Origin of the sequence: Nonomuraea sp. NPDC050404 (assembly GCF_040655495.1) — a bacterium.
Taxonomy (GTDB): Bacteria; Actinomycetota; Actinomycetes; order Streptosporangiales; family Streptosporangiaceae; genus Nonomuraea.
Window position 1 is genome coordinate 335,084 of sequence record NZ_JBFAKB010000003.1, and the last position, 17,004, is coordinate 352,087.

A 17,004-nucleotide genomic window follows, 5' to 3' on the forward strand; every position below is an offset into this window, starting at 1 on the left:
CGGGTCAGCCGATGTCGACGACCCGCGCCCATGCGGGTGGCGCGTCCGGCCGGTACCTGGGCTCGTCCCGCGATCCCGCCTCTCTCACGAACCGCCCCACCACTGTCCGGCACGCAGGCCGGGACTCCGGCCAGGGGGTCTGCCCGTCGGTGAGGATCACGATGGCGTCCGGTCGCGGGCTCGCCCGCAGCGCCCGGGCGACGCCCGTACGCAGGTCCGTGCCGCCACCGCCCACCAGCGCGATGCCCTCGGCACGGCACAGCGGCTGCACGGCCTGGGCCGCCGCGTCGCACGACAGCACGCTCACCAGGTCGCGCCGGCCGCCCACGGCGCGCACGATCGCGGCGACCTCCAGCAGCGCGCTCCCCAGCTCGCTGTCGCTGACGGACCCGGAGGTGTCGATGACCACGCAGACCCGGGGCGGCCTGCGCCGCAGGCTCGGCAGTACCACGCCGGGCAGGGAGGCGGAGCGCCGTGACGGCCGGCCGTAGTTGTAGTCCTCACCCGCCCCCGGTCCCGAAACCGCCGAGCGGATGGCCGCGCCGAGCAGCTCCCGCCACGGTTGTGGCGGATGGAACGCCTCCTCGGCCCATCGCCGCCACCCCTGCGGCACATCCCCCGGGCGGGCGTTGATGCCCTGCGCCACCCGGAAACGCACCGCGTCCCGCTCCTGGGCGGTGAGCCCGTGCGCGCCCTCCGGCCCGAGCTCCCACTCCCGCTCCAGCCCGTCGGCGCCGCTGCCGCACTCCAGCCAGACCAGCTCCTGGAGGTAGGGCCCGAGCCGGAACAGGTGCAGGTAGTCCTCCATGAGCTCGCCGGCGGGCAGTCCGAGCTTCTTGGGATGTACGGCGTCCGCGGGCCGGGCCAGTCCGTGCCCGAAGACGTCGTCGTTGATCTCGCAGTCCGCGGCGATGTTCATCCGCAGCCGTTCCCCCGGGCCGCTCAGCCCGCGCTCCGCGGCGACCCGGTCGCTGCGGCCGTGATGGTCGCGCAGCAGGTGGGAGACCTCGTGCACCCACACGCCCGCCAGTTTCTGCACGGAGGAACGGGCGACGAACGCCGGCGAGACGTAGCACCGCCAGTGCTTGTCCACGGCCATCGTGGGCACCTGCCGCGACTCCACCGTGTGCAGCGCGAACAGCGCCGTCGCCAGGTAGGGGCGGACCCGGGCGGCGTACAGCCGGGCGGCGAACAACTTCTCGGTGTCAAGCGCCGTCACCTTCTCGGTGCCGGGCGCTGCCACCTTCTCGGTGCGGGGCGTTGCCACCTTCCCGGTGCGGGGCGTCGTCATCGGCCGCTGCCCGCGCCGGCCGCGACCCGGGCCGCCACCTCGTCCGCCCGCCTGCCCAGGGACACCACCCCGGCCAGCCCTTCGATCGACGCCGGGACGTCCCAGTCCTCGCGGCGCAGCGCGGCCAGCGTGGAGGCGGGCACGACCACCAGGTCGGGGGCTCCGGTGCGCATCGCGCGTACCAGGAGGGTCCATGCCGCGTCCCAGCGATCCTTGTCCGGCCGCCGCCTGACCGCCTCGACCACGCCGTCGAGCACGGCCTGGCGCAGGTCGCCGCGTTCGGGCAGGTCGGCGCCCGCCGGGTCGGCCAGCAGCGACTCGGGGTCGGGCAGGTCCATCCGGTCCATGGCGGCCAGCAGCTCCAGGCCGGGGCCGTCGCCGACCGTGCCGCGTACCAGCATGGACAGCACGTCCTTGGACGCGCCCGCCGCGGTGGCGAAGGCGACCAGGCGCAGCGCCATCTCCCAGCTGCGCGGCGAGGGCCACGGGCCGCCGCGCTGGGACTCGTTGCCCGGCAGCCGGTGAACGAGCGTGGGCCGGGCGGCGAGCAGCCCGGTCACCGCGCGCCTGGCGAACGTCACCGCCTCCGGCAGCCGCCCCGGATCCAGCCGGGGCAGCGACGCCCGCGGCCAGGTGCCGCCGAGGCCGCGTACCACCACCTCGTGGTCGTGCCGCCACTGCAGGTGCACGAAACGGTTGGCCAGCGGCGGGCTCAGCTCCCAGCCGTCGGCCGCGGAGGAGCGCGGGTTGGCGGCGGCCACGATCCGGACGCCGGCCGGCAGCCGCAGCGCGCCGACCCGCCGCTCCAGCACGAGGCGCAGCAGCGCGGCCTGGACGGCGGGCGGCGCGGTGGACAACTCGTCCAGGAAGAGCAGCCCGTGGCCCGCGCGGGCCAGGCTCACGGCCCAGTCGGGCGGAGCCATCGGTACGCCCTGCACGGCCGGGTCGTCACCGATCACCGGCAGGCCGGAGAAGTCGGACGGCTCGTGCACGCTGGCGATCACCGTGGTCAGCGGCAGGCCGAGGGCCACGGCGAGTTGTTGCAGGGCCGCGGTCTTGCCGATCCCCGGTTCACCCCAGAGCAGCACCGGCAGGTCGGCCGCGACGGCCAGGGTGAGAGCGTCCAACTGCAGGTCGGCGCGGGGTTCTGTGGTGGTGTCCTGAAGCAGGGCAAGGAGGTCGGCGGCGACGTCCAGCCGGGTGGAACGAGACGTGGTCATAGACATGAGATCACCTTTGGAGGTCTGGTCGGGCGTGAGGCGCGGAAGGTCCGCCGGGGTCAGCGCGGCGGCAGAGTGTGGCGTGGTTGTGTGCGGCGGCGCGTGGGACGGCGGCTGCGCAGGGCGGCCGGGCCCTGTTCGAGCTCGACCAGGCCGGTACGGAACAGCCCATGGGCGACCTGCCGCCGCGCCGCCGCCTCCAACTCGTCCCGCAGCGCGCCGCCGGGCAGCGTCGCGCCGGGTCCGAGCAGGCTTTCGACGGCCGCCAGAGCGCCGGCGGTGTCGCCGTGGTCCAGGCGCGCGCGGATGTCGTCCAGACACCCCGGATCGCGGTGGGCCTCGACGATCATCCGCAGGCAGGGCAGCGGGGTGCCGGTCAGGTCGGCCAGCAGTCGCTCGCGGCGGATCTCGTCCTGATCGTGGTCCAGCGGCACGAGCACCCCGTCCACGAGCCCGAGCCGGTGCCGGGCGCCACGGCACTCGACCACGATCGGGCCGCCTGCCCGCTCCCGGCCTTGCGGCGGCGAATGATCCGGTACGAGCGCCGGAGCCACGAGCGGGTGCAGCCGGTCGGCCTCGATCAGCCCGGCCCGCAACAACGCCAGGTCGGGCAGCACCCAGGTCGCCGCGTCGGGCAACATCGGCAGCGTGCCACACCCGGCCTGGTCCGGGAGCCCGTGGTTCAGGCGCAGCACCAGTTGACGCCGCCCGCCGAGCCGGATGGCGACCGCGTCCCCGGCGTGTCCGTCCGCGCGCAGCAGGATCGCCGCCTCGGCCGCCCACCGGTCCACGGCACAGCCGGGCTCCGGCAGCGTGTCCACCCCCGGTGACCGGCCGGGTGGTGGCGGCGCGGCCGGGTGAGCTGGTCGCCGGTCCGCGCCCGAGCGGACCCGCAGCTCATCGGTCCTGCGCACGTCCCACAGGTGGCGGTGCAGGTCGAGGCGGAAACGCCGGTGCGGACGGGCATGCGGATGGAGACCGGCACCGGGCCGGCCGCTGCCCCGGAGGCCGGCCCCCGATCGGGAGTCGTCCCACAGGGCCAGGCTGATCCGCTGACCGGCGGCGGCCCAGGCGGGCGGGGTCCGTGCCACCAGGTGCACCGTGCCCCCGCGGCCCTGCTCCGCCGGCCCGTACCGGGCGAGGGAGAGCGTCAGGCCGGGCCGCAACAACCCGTCGGGCGCGACTCTCGGCATGTGCCAGCGCAGCAGGTCAGGAGCCAGATGGCGGAGATCATCGCGGATGCGCGCGACGAACTCCCGGCCATGGGCGCCGGCCACGGAGCGCAGGTTGAGATCGACATCGACGTGGGCCGCGGCACACGCTCCTGCCCAGTCCCCGCTCGCACGGCGGGCGGTGGCAGTTTCGATCATGGAAGGCGGCACCGCGAACTCGCGCGCGTGCAGCCAGAACAGGAGGCGGAAATCCTCGTTCGCAGTCTCTGAGCGCATCAGCACTCACCTGTTGCGAACGGGACCCCCAATCTGCTGGAGGAGATATTCATCGTGATCAGCGTACAACTTCACGCGGCACATCCGTCAAGCCATTCTCATCGGCCCTGCTCACGGGCGGGCTGCTGCGGGTTCCGGTCGCGGTGAAACCCGGTCGAGGGTGCGGTGAAACCGGGGCCGCCGAAGCTTGAGGTCATGACCATCACAGAACCAGGGCGCGCCGAGGTGGCCGTACGCGCGCAAGGGCTCGCCAAGACGTTCGGCGAGCACCGCGCCGTCGATGGGATCGACCTGGACGTACGCACCGGCGAGATCTTCGGCGTCCTCGGCCCGAACGGCGCAGGCAAGACCACCACACTGCGGATGCTGGCCACCCTGCTGAAGATCGACGCGGGCCGCGCCGAGATCTTCGGGGTGGACGTGGCCGGCAACCCGCACGTGATCCGCCAGCTCGTCGGCGTCACCGGCCAGTACGCCTCCGTCGATGAGAACCTGACCGCCCGCGAGAACCTCTGGCTCTTCGGCCGCCTGCAAGGCGTCGCCGCGCCGCGCGCCCGGAGCATCGCCGCCGACCTGCTCGGCCAGTTCGGCCTGGAGGACGCCGCCGACAAGCCGATCTCGCAGTTCTCCGGCGGCATGCGGCGCCGCCTCGACCTGGCGGCCAGCCTGATCACCCGGCCACCGTTGATCTTCCTCGACGAGCCGACCACCGGCCTCGACCCGCGCACGCGCGGCCAGATGTGGGACACCATCCGCGGCCTGGTCGCCGACGGCTGCACGGTGCTGCTGACCACGCAGTACCTGGACGAGGCCGACCAGCTCGCCGACCGCGTCGCCGTCATCGACCACGGCCGCAAGGTCGCCGAGGGCACCCCCGACGAGCTGAAGACCGCCGTCGGCGACTCGACCCTGCAGTTGTTGCTCGCCGAGCCGGGGGAGGTGCCCGTCGCCGTGCAGGTCGTGCGGCGCGTCCTCGGCTCCGAGCCGGTGCTCAGTCCGGAGCAGGGCAGGCTCAACGTCGCCCTCGACCAGGCCGACCTGGCCGCGGACGTACTGATCGCGCTGCGCACCGCCGGGGTGTCGATCACCTCGGTGAGCGTGGCCAAGCCCAGCCTGGACGAGGTGTTCCTCGCCCTCACCGGCCACGGGACCGGTACCGACACCTTGGAGGAGAACCGATGACCACCACGATCGCACCGGCCCGCGAGGCGTTCCGCGCCGCAGACCGCGTGGCCGCCGCCAAGCGGCGCGTCTCCCCGGGGGAGACGGTCGGCCAGACCCTGACGATGGCGTGGCGGGCGTTGAAGAAGATGCGCCGCAACCCGGAACAGTTCTTCGACGTGGCGCTGCAACCCATCCTGTTCACCGCCATGTTCGCCTTCATCTTCGGCGGCGCCATCGCCGGCGACGTGGAGAGCTACCTGCCGCTGATGATTCCCGGCATCCTCGCCCAGACCGTGCTGACGACCTGCATGGCCACGGGCACGCAGTTGCGCGAGGACATGGAGAAGGGCGTCTTCGACCGGTTCAAGGCGTTGCCGATCGCCCGGATCGCGCCGCTCGCCGGCCCGATGGTGGCCGACCTGCTGCGTTACACGATCGCGGCCACCCTGACCTTCGGCATGGGCGTGGTGATGGGCTACCGTCCCGGCGGCGGGGTGTTCGGCGTGCTCGCCGCGATTTTGCTGGCGATCGTCACGGGGTGGTCGCTGGCCTGGGTCTTCACCTGGGTCGGCACGATCGCCCGCAGCGCCCAGGCCGTGCAGGGCATCTCCATGATGATCCTGTTCCCGCTGACGTTCCTGTCCAACGCGTTCGTGCCCGTCGAGACCCTGCCCGGCTGGCTGGCCGCGTTCGTCCGGATCAACCCGGTCTCACACCTGGTCACCGCCGCCCGCGACCTGGCCAACAGCGCCCTGATCAGCGGGGAGGTGGCCTGGACGCTGCTGGCGTGCCTGATCGTCATCGCGATCTTCGCCCCGCTCTCGGTACGCAGCTACAAGCGGCACATGTAAGCCACGCACCTTCTCGACGAGACCGCGCGCCTCGTCGAGCAGGGCTGCGCCGCGCCGGTCGCCGTACCCGGCCCGTACCTCGGCGAGCATCCCGGGCGCGGCGCGCTCCGCATACGGTTCGATCCGCTCGAAGGTCATGCCGGGCATGCTGTTGTTGTAGGCGAACCGTTCGGCCAGCACCATCAGCCCGATCGCGTCGCGGGGCGTCATGGCCCCGCGCAGCAGCCCCCAGGTACCGAGCCCGAAGAGCGCCGAGCCGCACAGCGGATAGTCGAGATTGGGGTCCTCGGTCAGCAGGTCGTAGCCGAGAATGTCGCGGAACAGTTCCTCGCCGTAGGGGACATCCTGCGGCGGGGCGTGGTGCGCGAACGCCGTCAGGGCGACCGACTCCGCCACCATCGACCACGGCGTGACCACGCGCATGCGCCCAGGCAGCCGCAGGTCGCGCGCCCGCCCGACGGCCACCCGGTACTCCGCGAGCGCCACGGCCGTCTCACCTCGGGCCAGGGCGAGCTCGGCCGCGCACAACGAGGCGAGCGCCATCCCGCCGAGCACCGTCTCGGCGTTGTTGATCCGGTTCATCTGGGCCAGCTCGGCCTCGGCGAGGTCGAGGTCGCCGTCGGCGAGTGCGGAGACCAGCAGCACCGCGCGGAGCTGGGTCTCATCGTCGGTGGCGCCGAGCCGGTTCAGCACGGGAAGCGCGGCCCGCGCGTGCTCGACGGCCCGCCGCCGGTCGCCGAGCTGCATGATCAGGTGGGCCAGCATGGCGTGAACGATCGCGCCGAACCACGGCCCCTCATCCCCGCGCAGCAACGTCAGGGTCCGCTCGGCGGCCTCGATCGCCTCGTCCGCCTCGCCCGCGTTCTCCAGGATCTGGGCGCTCATCTGCGAGGCCACCAGGGCGACCGCGCGGTCGGTGCTCTGGCGCAACCGCGCCAGCCGCCGGCGCATGCCGGCGTCGTCGTCCGTGCTGGACGCGAGCAGCACCGTGGCCATGGCCTTCAGAAAAGGATCCATCGTGTCGCTCATGGGCAGCGAACGGAGCAGGCGGAGCATCGGATCGGCGAGGCGGTCGGTGACGACGATGGTGTTCATGAGCGTGATCAGCACGGCGGCCCTGGTCACCTCCACCAGCTCCGGCGGCGGCACCCAGCCGGTCATCACCTGAGCGATCGCGTCCCGGTGCACGAGGATCCTGACGTGGTCGCCGCGGACCGACCACAACGAGCCGACGCCGGTCAGCAACTGGATCGCCGTGACGGGATCGGGCTCGCTGAGGGCCTGCCGGAGCAGGTCGGCGAGGTTGCCCTCCTCGGCGTGCAACGCGTCGACCGCCGCGAACTGCGCCGGGCCGAACAGGCGGGGGGTGTGTTCGAGTGCGTACGCCGTCGCCCAGTCCCGCTGCGCCGCCCGCGCCGGCTCCTCCTCCCCGGCCTCCTTCAACCGCATCCGCCCGAACTCCCTGACGGTCTCCAGCATCCGGTGGCGCAGGCCGTAGGCCGTCTCGCGGACGCTCAGCATCGACTGCTCGGTCAGCGCGTTGACGACGTGCAGGGCGTCAGGCCCGAGTACGCGCTCGGCCGCAGCCAGCGTGAACCCGTCGCCGAACAGCGACATCCACCGCAAAGCCCGCCGTTCCGGCTCCTCCAGCAGGTTCCACGACCAGTCGATGACCGCGAGCAGAGTCTGGTGCCGGTCAGGCGCCGTACGGTTCCCTCCGCGCAACAACGCGAACCGGTCCGCCAGGCGCCGCGCGATCTCCTCCACCGACATCACCCGCACCTTGGCCGCGGCCAGCTCGATCGCGAGCGGTAGCCCGTCGAGCCGGACCACGACCTCCTCCACGGTCCTGTCGTCCAGCCGTACGTCCGGCCGGGCGGCCGTGGCCCGCTGGCGGAACAGTTCCACCGCGTCGCCCGTGGGCAGCTCGCCGAGCAGGTAGACGCGTTCCGCCGGGATCGACAGGGGCGCCCGCGAGGTGATGAGCACTCGCAGGTCGCGGGTGGTCACGGTGAGGAAGGCCACCAGGTCGGCGACGGCCTCGATCACGTGTTCGCAGTTGTCCAGGATCAGCAGCGCCGGAGCCTGGCCGAGATGCTGGGCGATCCTGGCGCGTACGTCGGAGCGTTGCTCGGGGCTCAGGTTACGGCGCCCGCTGACCGAATCCCGTACCCCCAGCGCCGAGCCCACCTCGCCCACCACGCCCTCCGGCGAGGACACGCCGACGAGCTCGACGAAGTGCGCGACGGGCTGCGCGGCGTTCCTGCCGACCACATGGGCCAGCCGCGTCTTGCCCAGCCCGCCCGGGCCGACGATGGAGACGACCCGGTTGGTCTGCGTCAGGGCGTGCACGGCGCGGATGTCGTCGTCGCGGCCGAGCAGCGAGGAGCCGTCGAACAGGATGCCCGCGCGTACCGGGCGATCGGCGGCCAGGAGTTCGGCGTACACGCGGGCCAGTTCCGGCCCCGGCCCGGTGCCGAGCCTGGCCGCCAGGTCCGTCCGGTGGCGCTCGTAGCGCTCAAGGGCCGCCCCGACGCCACGTACCGCGGCCTCGCTGCGCAGCAGGCAGGCGAGCAGTTCCTCGTCCTGCGGCCGATCGGCCGCGGCCTCCTCCAGCAGCGGCAACGCACTCTCGTGCGCGCCGCCGCGGCCCCGCGCGATCGCCGCCACCCGCCGCGCCTCGGCCACCCCTTTCGCCGCGACGCCCCTCAGCTCGGCGAGCGCGCCCATCGCGCCGTCCAGGCCGCCGTTCATGAAGGCCATGGCCTCTTCCGCGCGGCCGCGCGCGAGCGTCATGTCGTCCTCGCCCAGCGCGGTCCGCGCCTGCTCCACCAGCTCGCCGAGCCGCAGCGCGTCCACCTGGCCTGCGGGCAGCCCGAGCCGGTAGCCGCGCGTCATCCGCACCACTACGTCGGCGCTGGTCGCCGCCCTGGTCCGGGAGACGACCACCTGCAACGCCTTCGTCGGGTTGGCCGGCGGCTCGTCCGGCCACAGCTCCTCGACCAGCCGCTCGTCGCTGACTCCCGCGCGGTCGTGCAGGGCGAGCATGGCCAGGAGGGTGTGCGCGCGATCGCCCACCACGCGTACACCCTGCCAGCGGACGCCGTCGAGCAGGACCAATGCGCAGGACACACCTTCAGCTTACGATCGGCGGCCCGTGGTGGGGTTATTCATGATCGGCGGCCCGCTGTGAGGTTATTCGCCGTGGGGCTATTCGTGATCGGCGGTTCGCTGTGGGGTTATGCGTGATCGGGGGCTCGCGCTAACGCCGCGCTAGCCGACCGCTAACGGGCCACTGCAGGATTTCGCTCCATGTCCGTGGTGACAACGGGTTGTCAGCTGTCGATCGCCATCGTGTTCGCCATCTCGGCGTTCACGAAACTCCGTACCGGCGCGGCCTTCAGGTCGTTCGTCGCGTCGCTGGTCATGGTGCCGGGGCCCTTCCGGTACGCGGTCGCCGCCGTGCTGGCGGCGGGCGAGGTGATCGTGACCGTGCTGGCAGCGGGTGGGGTGGCCGCGGCCGTGGCCGTGGCCGCGGCCACGCCTGTGCCGGCGTGGCCGCGGCTCGGCCTGGCGCTGGCCGGAGTACTGCTGGTCGTGCTCAGTGCGGGCATCGCCGTCACGCGGTGGCGCGGTCTGCGCGTCGCCTGCCGCTGTTTCGGCCGGTCCGAAACCCCGCTCGGCGGCGTGCACCTGGTGCGCAACGCCCTGCTCCTGGTGGTGGTGGCGCTGGGCCTGTCCGCACCCGCCGTGACCGGGCCGCTGCCGGTCGCCGGGCTGGCGGTCGCGGTGCCGGTGGCGCTGACGACCGCCGTCGTCCTGGTCTTCTTTGACGACATCGCCGATCTGTTCGTCCCGGGGGAGAGAACCTGATGATGTACCTCGCCGCGGCCATCGCCGCGCTCACCGTCCTGTGCGTGCTGAACCTCCTGCTCACGGTCGGCATCATCCGCCGACTCCGTACGATGTCCGCTCGGCAGGACACCCTCATGAGCCTTCCCGACAGCCTGCCGATCGGCGCGCGCCTGCCGGAGTTCGAGACCACGACCGTGGACGGCGAGCCGATCAGCTCTGCGCTCCTCGGCACACCCGCACTGATCGGGTTCTTCTCCCCGACCTGCCCGCCCTGCAAAGAACTGCTGCCGCGCTTCATCGAGCAGGCCAGGCTGGATCCCGCGAACGCGCTCGCGATCGTCGTCACCGGCAGCGACGACAAGGCCGCCGACGAGGTGGCACGGCTGCGCGAGGTGGCCCACGTGGTCGTGGAGCCGCTCGCGACGGGCCCGCTGCAACAGACCCTCCGGGTCACCGGGTTCCCGACCCTCTACGTGGTCGGCGCCGACGGCACCGTACTCGCCCACGACCTTGACCACGTGGTGCCCGCCCGCACATGATCGCCTCCGCGCGGCGCCGGGCCTCATGGGCGGATACCGGGGCCTGACGGCGGCCGGATGAAGGGCCAGATGATCCGCCGCCGCTTTCCGGACGACGACGCCCCCTCGCCCTTCCACCTCCACCGGCTCCACCTCTCTCAGGGAAAGCGCGGGGACGTGGCGACGAGGCGTTCCCGTACGATCTCGCGGCCGTCCACGCTGACCACCACCTCATCCCCTCGTATCTCGTACAGGTAGGAGCCGTTGCGAGCCAGCAAGCCCGCCGCGGTCTCCTGCGCGGACATGAGCAGCCCCGTACCGTCCCGGCCGATGTACTGGCCGTAGTAGTACAGCTCTCCGGTCGCGGTGCGGCAGATGACGATGTGCTTGTCGCCCGCGTCGTAGGCGACCACCAGGTCGGCGGCGTCGGCCGGAATGAGCAGCGTAACCCGGTCAGGACAGGTGACTGCCTGTACGGCCGGCGTCGGGTTGATGGGAGGGTCGGGCAGCGGCGCGCTCGCCGGCGCCCGCGCCCTGACACCGGCGAGCAGCACGAGCAGCAGGGCGAGCGAGCAGAGGAAGGCTACGGTGAGTAGGGCGACCATGCATCCGGTGAAGCTGCCGGTGGAGGATGAGCGGTAGGCAGGCGGCGGCCTCCAGGCTGGCAGAGGCGGCGGGGGCATCACCGGCGGGGGAGGCGGGGCGAAGAACAGGGCCGGTGCGGGTTCGGTGACGGTGCGGCGTACGGTGTCGCAGCACTGGCACGAGGTGTCGGCGGTCGCGTTCCACACGTCGCACAGCGAGCATCGCCAGGTCGTCGTCACACCGGTCACAGACTGTTGGCTATCGTGTCGATGATCTCGTCAAGTTCCAGCTCCGCAAGTCCCTGGCCGGCGACGGAGGGGAAGTGCAGGGTCATGTTCCACTCCTCGGTGATCTCGGTCCACGGGTAGGCGTCCGGCGCGAAGAGGACCAGCCGCTTGGCCGCGTTCTCCATGACGGCCGCCTGGCTCCTCGCGTACCCCCACTGCTCGAAAAGCCCGTCCAGGTCGCGTGGGATGTCCCGCGGATAGGTGTGTGCGGTGACGGCCTGCGGCGCGTGCAGTGGGTGGGCGGGGGCGTCGGTGAACATCACGATGACGTGGCGCCGCCGGTCCAGCCCGCGTTCCCAGTCGGCGTTGATGGCCAGGGCGAGCGCCTCCAGTCCGGATTCCGGCACGTCGCCGCCGCCCGACGCGTGCAACTCGCGGACGCACCGATCGAAGTCTGCCGCCCGCTCCGGGAAGACCAGGAATTCGGTCTCCTCGATCGCGTCCTCGGCGAAGTCGCCGAAGTCCCTGAACGCGATCACCTTGAGCCGCAGCCGGCTGATCTCCTTGCCCTTGCCGCCCATCACGAGGTTGAGCCGCTCGTGAAAGGTGAGGGCGCTCTTCTTGACGGTGTCCAGCACCGGGGCCATGCTCTCGGTCACGTCGACGCAGAGCACGATGTCCACCGCGTACCGCAGGTTGCTCGTCATGGCTGTCTCTCCTTCGTTGGCCTGTTGATCCGCACTCGTGATCCCGGCGACGTCAGGCAGGGGGCGCGTACCTCGCACGTCGCCGGATCCCGCAGCACCGCAAGAAAGGCACCGGTGTCAGGACGGGCGTCGGGCGAGCGCGCCGTCATGGCCGCGAGCAGCCCTCGCATCGGGGCGCTCAGCCGCTCGTCGATGCGCAGTTCGGCGCCGTCGTTGAGGGCGTCGGCAGGCGACGCGTAGCGGTCACCGAAGCCCGGCAGCGCACCCGTCAGATAGTGGTGCGTCATCAGCCCGAGCGAGAAGACGTCGGTCCGGGTTGTCAGCCACTCGGGCCGTACGTCCGCGTCGCCGCGCACATAGCGGTGCCACTCCGGAGCCCCGTACACCAGGTCACCCGCGATGTCGTCCGGGGCGGGCGGGCGGCCGGACACGTAGGCGTCGTCGAAGTCGATGAGCTTGGCGGTGTGGTACGCGCCCGCCCCGCTCCGCCCGACCAGCACGTTGCCCGGCTTCAGATCGCCGTGCACGACGCCGATGCCGTGCAGGAGCCCGACGCTGAGCCCCAGCGTCCGCAGCAGCACGGCCTTCCGCGGCGGTGTGAGCGCGCGCGGCGGTGGCGTCCGTACGGAGTGGATCCGCTCGGTGACCTTGTAGTACGTGGTGCCGTCGTGGAAGAAGTCGAGGGCGAGCACCAGGTTTCCGCCGCCGACGGCGTCCGGCCGCAGGAGCCTCATGATGGTCCGGTGCCGTCGTTCGAACTCCTCGCACGCCTCCAGCCGTAGCCGCACGCTCCTGACGCTCGCCGTGGAGCCCTCCTTCGGGCGTTTGGGATCCAGGAACCGCTTGATGAAGTAGTCGCGCCCGTGGCGCTGCGCGAAGGCCCACACGCAGCGTCCGCCGCCGCTGTTGGTCGGCTCGCTGACGATGCGGTAACCCCTGATGACGTCGCCCACCCTCATAGCGGCTCCGCCGGCGGCGGCATGAGTCGTTCGTAGTCCGGCCGGTACTCGTCCCAGGTGCGCCTCCGCCACCGACCGGCGGCCCCCTCCTCCGCTGGGCGGTCATCCGCCCCGTAACGCGCCTCGACCTGTTCGGCCCGCTGGGCGAAGCTCGCCCGGAGCCGGTCGAAGTCCGCGTAACCACCCAGGGCCACGAGGCTGAGTGAGGCGTCGTCGCCCGTGTAGCCCGACACGTGTCGCGCCAGCCGTTCGGCCCACTCGCGCGTGTCCCGCGACTCCTGCATGGTGCGCAGCAGGTGGCATTCGAAGTGCGCGGGCGTGTCCACGTATCCGTGGAAGCCGTCCGTGGCGCAGACGAGGACGCTCGGCAGCGGCAGGAGCAGCACTTGCGCGTCGATCGTGAACTCCTGGTCGGCGCAGATCACGTTCGTCATCGGCGGATCGCAGATAAGTTGCTCCAGGCCGTCCGTTTCGTCGGTGTGGTCCCTGGTGAGCGCCTGTAACCCCTGGCCGGGGCTCAGGACGTAGGCCCGGGAGTCGCCCGCCCACAGGACGCGGCACTCCGCCTGGTCGCCGGTGAGCCGGTAGCGTACGGCGGCCATGGTCGTCGGGAGCCACCTGCGCATGCCGCTGACGATCTTGCTGGGACGCGGCGGAACGGCTCCCAACACCTCGACCAGCCGTGCACGCAACGACTCCTGGGCGCGTCCGCCCAGGAACCACGACGCGACACCGTGCCTGGCCAGCCGAGCCCCCACCCATGCCCCGCTGCGCGTCGTCCCGTCGCTCAGCTCGCACGCCGCTCCCGCGCCCGAACCACCCAGCCCGTCGAACACCCCGAGGACCCCTTCAGCCGTCGGTACGCGGTGGGCGAACAGCGGCTCGGCGTCCTCGCCTCCTCCACGTGAGCGCTCCGTCCACACCCCGAGCGCCAGAACGTCGTCGCTGTCGTACCACCAGACCGTCCCCTCGCCCGGACCGGCGAGCACGCCTTCGATCAGCACGGTTGTCACTCGTTCGTATCCTCGGCCCGCGTATGCGGCAGCCCCCTCACTCGGCTGGGGGCACGGCTGGGAATCTGCTCCGCGTCGACCGCGAGCGAGCCGCGCAGGCGGCTGGAGCGGATCCCGCCGAAAGGCGCGGCTGAGCCGCCGGTGAGCCGGTCCCGCAGAGCCCGCTCGGCCTGCAGGAACTCCCACGGCTCGCGCTCCTCGCTGTGAGAGCCCTCCACCATCTTGTTCCACGCGGCGAGCAGCTCGTCGCGCTCCTCCCGCTCCGCACTCGCGATGATGTCGTAGGCGGCCCGAGGGCCCTCGCGTTCCATGATCTCGGCGACCAGCCCCTCCGCGCCGTCCTTGCGCAGCATGCGCAGATGGCGCTCCCTGCGCATCTCCATGAGACGGGTCTCCCGCTCGATCTCCCGGTACCTGCGCCCGCTCGCCAGCACCTCGTCGCCGTCCACGACCAGCTCGACGGTGATGTTGCGCAGCCGGATCGCGTCGTCGCCGGTGAAGACGCGGACCGACTCGCTCAGCGCGTCCTCGGCCAGGTGCAGCTCGCCGATGTCGTAGTTGCGCGAGACCTGGCGGAGCATGCGCTGCAGCGGCAGGCGCAGGGCGGCGCTGACGTCCACGATGCCGCGCACCACGATCTCGGCGGGGTTCTCGACCCGGCAGTTCAGCCGGATCAGGCTCGGGAAGCCGAAGGCCGGGTCCTGGCTGAGCAGCGGCATCTGCAGGACGAGCCGGTGCTCGGTGGTGTCCACCAGGTAGGCGTGCCGGTAGCTGCCGTACCAGGCGGCCGGGATGGCCTCGCCATGCCTGATCGTCAGCAGGGGGCCCTTGCGTGGCGCCAGCACCAGCGCCGATCCCGGCTCGGGCGGGCGCAGAGGCATGCGCGGCAGGACGAGAGGCAGGCTCGTGCTCTTCGTGATCGGGTTGTAGGTGTATTCCTCCACGTCAGGTCCTTCCATTGCCGTATGAGTGGACGTATGAGGGACGGGCGAGGTCGGCGAGTACACGGGCGGCGGGGTGGTCCGGGCGGCCGGCCGCCCTGGCCCATGCGCCGAGGTGGTGGCGCAGCCGCTCGCGGTGCCGCTCCGACCGGCCGGCCACTTCGAGCACGAGGCGGCGCGCGTCGCGGTAGGCCAGGTCGTCACGGTGCGCGTGCTCGTCCAGGTAGCCGCGCAGCGTTTCGAGTGCCTGGTCCTGGGCGGGCTTGCGGTCCAGGGCTCGGGCCCAGAGCTCGGTCAGCGAGGGCCAATGCCGCTCGGCCCCGGCCAGCAGCAGCGGTACGCCGGACGTACCCGCACTCTCAGCAGGACGGGCCGCGAGGAAGGCGAAAGCCGACAGCGCCTTCGCCGCGAACTCCGTGGACGCCCGCGGCTCCGACCAGGCCAGCAGCCCCGCCAGCACCTCACCGGCGCACCCACCCTCGACCAGGTGGAACAGGGCTTTGCCGACCGGTAGGAGCGTGCCCCAGTCGTTCGTACGGTCCAGCAGCACGCGCAGCGCCTTGACCGCGCGTTCCGGCCGCGCCACGCCCAGGCTGCCGCCGAGCGTCGCGGCCGCCGTCACGCCGCGGCGGCGCTGCTCGGCCCTGTCCGTCTCCGCGACCCACGTCTCCAGCAGCATCCACACGGCCTCGGTGAGGTCGGGATGCCCGCCCGCCACGTCGAGCGCCGTCGCCGCGCTCTGCCGCACGACGAGCGACGGGTTCTCGGCCCACGACTTGAGGTAGCGGTGCAGGGCGTGCGAGTAGTCGCTCCAGGCGATGACGCCGGCGGCAACGGACACCCGCGCTCGAACATCGACGTCGGCATGCGTGACGAGCCGGCGCATCCAACTGACCAGTGCCGAACGTTGCCCGTCCAAGTAGGTCCAGGCGAAACCGAGCACCGCCTGCCGTACCAGGGGATTGTCGTACCGCACGCGCGGCGCCACGTCGCCGGGTGTCTCGCCGGAGCCGAGCGTGAGCTGCACCCACGGGTGCTCCGTCGCGATGTGCTCACGGAAGCGCAGGTCGAAAGGCGCTTCCGCAGGCAGCACCAGCCGCTCGTAGAGCGCCGAGGCGGCATCCGAGACCGTCAGGTAGGTGGCGCCGTCCAGCACCGCCGCCGCCAGCGCGAAGCTCACGGTCTCTGATGTACGGTGCCGAGTGAACCACTCGTGGACGCGCCCGGTCGGATCCCGCAACTCCTGGACGCACGCCGTCAGGTCCGAGCCTTCGCGGATCGCGTCGCCCAGACGCAGAGCCGTGCGTGGGCGGTGGTCCTCGCGCAGCAGTTCCAGCGCCCCCGCCTCGCCGAGCCGGCGGCGCAACTCCGCCGACTCCTCCGGCGAGGGGTCGCGGCCGTGGACCCGCCGCTCGATGAGCCGTACCGCGTCCAGCCGGCCGAGGTCGGTCAGCACCTGCGCGGAGCCACCCCCGGCCTGTACCAGCGCGCCTCTGGGAGGACCTGTCACCAGCACCAGGTAGCTCCCGTGCTCGTGCAGGCAGACCGTCATGTCCTCGATCCACTGCTCGTCGATCAGGGACGCGTCCAGTCCCGTGGGAAGACCGTCATGGACGAGGTAGCCGCCGTCGCGCTTGGGCTTCCACCGCACGTCGCACAGCTCCGAGGCGTCGCGCACTTCGTAATAGGCGGCGCCCGGCTGCTCCCGCAGCACCGTGGCCAGCAGATTCCAGCTCGTGGCCTTCCTGCCGCCGGGCGGTGCGGCCAGGATCAGCAGCCGGCGCTCGGCGAGGATTCGCAGCGCCTCGCCGAAGTGCGGCACGGGCACATAGCCCTCCGTCCAGCGGGCCAGCCGAGTCGGACGGACCTCCGTCGTCGGCCGCCCCGCGCGCCGCTCCTCGCCGCCGATGCTGAACCCGCCGCCGAAGTCGACCTTGTCGTTGAACAGGGCCAGCGTGTTGATGCGCATGCCGCGCGAATCGTCGCTGAGCTGCTCCATGACCCGGGCCGCGATGGCGGCCGCCCGCGCCGCCTCCGCACGCTCCGCCCGCTCCGCCTCGTCATTGCCCTTGCCCCACAGCGCCTGCAGCCCGTCCTGCTCGCTGACCGGCCCGCCATCGTCCTTGCCCTTGTCCTTGTCCTTTTCGGGCTGCGGGGGTGGTTCCTGGCCCGCCGCCTCCGGGCTCTCCTTGACAGGCGGCTCTTCGGTCTGCTGGCTCATCCGG

The 17,004-nt window shown here is 72.1% G+C and carries 13 protein-coding genes and 1 pseudogene; 4 read left to right on the forward strand and 10 right to left on the reverse strand.

The genetic code is table 11. The features are described 5' to 3' along the window. Nucleotides 1-4: 4 nt before the first annotated feature. The 3 genes from AB0I81_RS09995 to AB0I81_RS10005 are packed head-to-tail and all read right to left on the reverse strand — an operon-like array spanning nucleotide 5 to nucleotide 3,959. The gene (locus AB0I81_RS09995; RefSeq protein ID WP_360653026.1) at nucleotides 5-1,291 is read right to left on the reverse strand and encodes a VWA-like domain-containing protein; all 1,287 of its coding nucleotides are present in this window, start codon (nucleotides 1,289-1,291) and stop codon (nucleotides 5-7) included. Further along, complete coding sequence (locus AB0I81_RS10000) at nucleotides 1,288-2,511, reverse strand: MoxR family ATPase (RefSeq protein WP_360653029.1); 1,224 nt, start codon at nucleotides 2,509-2,511, stop codon at nucleotides 1,288-1,290. The genes AB0I81_RS09995 and AB0I81_RS10000 overlap by 4 nt, the downstream gene beginning before the upstream one ends. A gap of 59 nt (nucleotides 2,512-2,570) precedes the next feature. Further along, entirely contained in the window at nucleotides 2,571-3,959 is a 1,389-nt protein-coding gene (locus AB0I81_RS10005) for a hypothetical protein (RefSeq protein ID WP_360653032.1), read from the reverse strand. Nucleotides 3,960-4,154: 195 nt separating this feature from the next. Here AB0I81_RS10005 and AB0I81_RS10010 point away from each other — a divergent pair, with 195 nt between their 5' ends. Continuing rightward, entirely contained in the window at nucleotides 4,155-5,141 is a 987-nt protein-coding gene (locus tag AB0I81_RS10010) for an ATP-binding cassette domain-containing protein (RefSeq protein ID WP_360653035.1), read from the forward strand. Then, entirely contained in the window at nucleotides 5,138-5,974 is an 837-nt protein-coding gene (locus tag AB0I81_RS10015; RefSeq protein WP_360653038.1) for an ABC transporter permease, read from the forward strand. Before AB0I81_RS10010 ends, AB0I81_RS10015 begins: the two co-directional genes overlap by 4 nt. A 1,668-nt stretch (nucleotides 5,975-7,642) precedes the next feature. Here the strand turns inward: AB0I81_RS10015 and AB0I81_RS10020 are convergent. Next, a pseudogene (locus tag AB0I81_RS10020) lies at nucleotides 7,643-9,022 on the reverse strand (BTAD domain-containing putative transcriptional regulator); the annotation flags it as partial. A 264-nt stretch (nucleotides 9,023-9,286) separates the two neighbouring features. Between AB0I81_RS10020 and AB0I81_RS10025 the strand changes: the two are divergent. Then, nucleotides 9,287-9,847, forward strand: a complete 561-nt coding sequence (locus tag AB0I81_RS10025; RefSeq protein ID WP_360653041.1) for a MauE/DoxX family redox-associated membrane protein — start codon at nucleotides 9,287-9,289, stop codon at nucleotides 9,845-9,847. Beyond that, nucleotides 9,847-10,368: a TlpA disulfide reductase family protein gene (locus AB0I81_RS10030; RefSeq protein ID WP_360653043.1), complete on the forward strand. Its 522-nt coding sequence runs from the start codon at nucleotides 9,847-9,849 to the stop codon at nucleotides 10,366-10,368. The genes AB0I81_RS10025 and AB0I81_RS10030 overlap by 1 nt, the downstream gene beginning before the upstream one ends. A gap of 137 nt (nucleotides 10,369-10,505) precedes the next feature. On the opposite strand, the gene AB0I81_RS10035 is transcribed toward AB0I81_RS10030, so the two are convergent. Genes AB0I81_RS10035 through AB0I81_RS10060 form a run of 6 tightly spaced genes read right to left on the reverse strand, consistent with a single transcriptional unit; the run spans nucleotide 10,506 to nucleotide 17,000 of the window. Next, nucleotides 10,506-11,180 (reverse strand): hypothetical protein, encoded by a 675-nt coding sequence (locus tag AB0I81_RS10035; protein ID WP_360653046.1) that lies wholly within the window; start codon nucleotides 11,178-11,180, stop codon nucleotides 10,506-10,508. Further along, on the reverse strand, nucleotides 11,177-11,866 hold the full coding sequence (locus AB0I81_RS10040) for a vWA domain-containing protein (protein ID WP_360653049.1): 690 nt from the start codon (nucleotides 11,864-11,866) through the stop codon (nucleotides 11,177-11,179). The genes AB0I81_RS10035 and AB0I81_RS10040 overlap by 4 nt, the downstream gene beginning before the upstream one ends. Further along, the gene (locus AB0I81_RS10045) at nucleotides 11,863-12,825 is read right to left on the reverse strand and encodes a serine/threonine protein kinase (protein ID WP_360653052.1); all 963 of its coding nucleotides are present in this window, start codon (nucleotides 12,823-12,825) and stop codon (nucleotides 11,863-11,865) included. Before AB0I81_RS10045 ends, AB0I81_RS10040 begins: the two co-directional genes overlap by 4 nt. After that, complete coding sequence (locus tag AB0I81_RS10050) at nucleotides 12,822-13,838, reverse strand: hypothetical protein (RefSeq protein ID WP_360653055.1); 1,017 nt, start codon at nucleotides 13,836-13,838, stop codon at nucleotides 12,822-12,824. The genes AB0I81_RS10045 and AB0I81_RS10050 overlap by 4 nt, the downstream gene beginning before the upstream one ends. Next, nucleotides 13,835-14,782 carry a hypothetical protein gene (locus tag AB0I81_RS10055; RefSeq protein ID WP_360653058.1) on the reverse strand — a complete coding sequence of 316 codons (948 nt, stop codon included), beginning with the start codon at nucleotides 14,780-14,782 and terminating at the stop codon, nucleotides 13,835-13,837. The genes AB0I81_RS10050 and AB0I81_RS10055 overlap by 4 nt, the downstream gene beginning before the upstream one ends. Nucleotide 14,783: 1 nt before the next feature. Continuing rightward, complete coding sequence (locus tag AB0I81_RS10060; RefSeq protein WP_360653061.1) at nucleotides 14,784-17,000, reverse strand: hypothetical protein; 2,217 nt, start codon at nucleotides 16,998-17,000, stop codon at nucleotides 14,784-14,786. Nucleotides 17,001-17,004 lie beyond the last annotated feature (4 nt).